At 44.3% G+C, this 985-nt stretch carries 1 protein-coding gene; it reads left to right on the top strand.

Translation table 11 applies throughout. The features are described 5' to 3' along the window. A partial coding sequence (gene rlmF, locus ACS8FC_RS15190) for a 23S rRNA (adenine(1618)-N(6))-methyltransferase RlmF (protein ID WP_439297384.1) occupies window positions 1-752 on the top strand: 752 nt, incomplete at its 5' end. Window positions 753-985: the final 233 nt, after the last annotated feature.

The following is a 985-nucleotide window of genomic DNA, read 5'->3' as shown; positions in this document are numbered from 1 at the left end:
ATCTGTGTCCGCCTATTCCTGGACGTGCCGATTATATTCACTATATTGCAGATTTACTCGCGCAAACCACGCACGTCAATGCCGACAACACACCGCCGACGGGTAAAGAGATTCATGCTCTAGATATCGGTACGGGTGCCAGTGCGATCTATCCGATCGTCGGTAGTCAGAGCTATGGCTGGCGCTTTACCGCGAGCGATATTGATCCGATTTCGGTCAATACCGCTGCACTCATTTGTGACGCCAATCCAAAGCTAAAAAGCGCGGTCAAAGTTAAGCTGCAACCTGAGCCTAAGTTTATCTTTAAAAATATCATTGGTCGTCAAGATTACTTTGATGTGGTGGTTTGTAACCCGCCGTTTCATGCGTCATTAGAAGAAGCGATGGAAGCCAACAGTCGTAAGCAGCATAACTTGCAGCGTCATCGCGGTAAAAATGAAAGCGAGCAAATCAGCCGTAGCTCAACCAAATCAGGTAACGCTGCTCAAAATCTAAACTTCGGTGGTCAGCATAAAGAATTGTGGAGCGAAGGTGGCGAGATTGCGTTCTTGACCAAGATGGCAAAAGAAAGCCAAAGTTTTGCAGAGCACGTTGGTTGGTTCACGACTTTAGTCTCAAAATCTGAAAACGTAAAACCATTACAGCTACTGCTAAAGCAGCTAGATGTCGCGCAGATGCGTATCATTGAGATGAGCCAAGGTCAAAAGAGTACTCGTGTACTGGCGTGGCGCTTTGATACTGACGAAGAATAGTCGTTAAATACGTAACACACTTAAGTTTCACGTGAAACAAAAAAGCACCGCTTTGATAATCAAAGCGGTGCTTTTTATTGGAAAATAGCTTGAAGTAAAGTGAACGATTAAGGCGGTGTCTCTATTTTAAAAATGGTGATAAACGTTTGAATGAGGAACACGCCCTAACCAAAAAACATCACTTTTATACCAATCGCAATCAGTACTACACCGCCCAATACTTCTGCTTTTTC

It is taken from the genome of Psychrobacter sp. 1Y4 (genome assembly GCF_051847555.1).
Note: the sequence above shows the minus strand (reverse complement) of the source record. Positions and strands in the feature narration are given on the sequence as shown.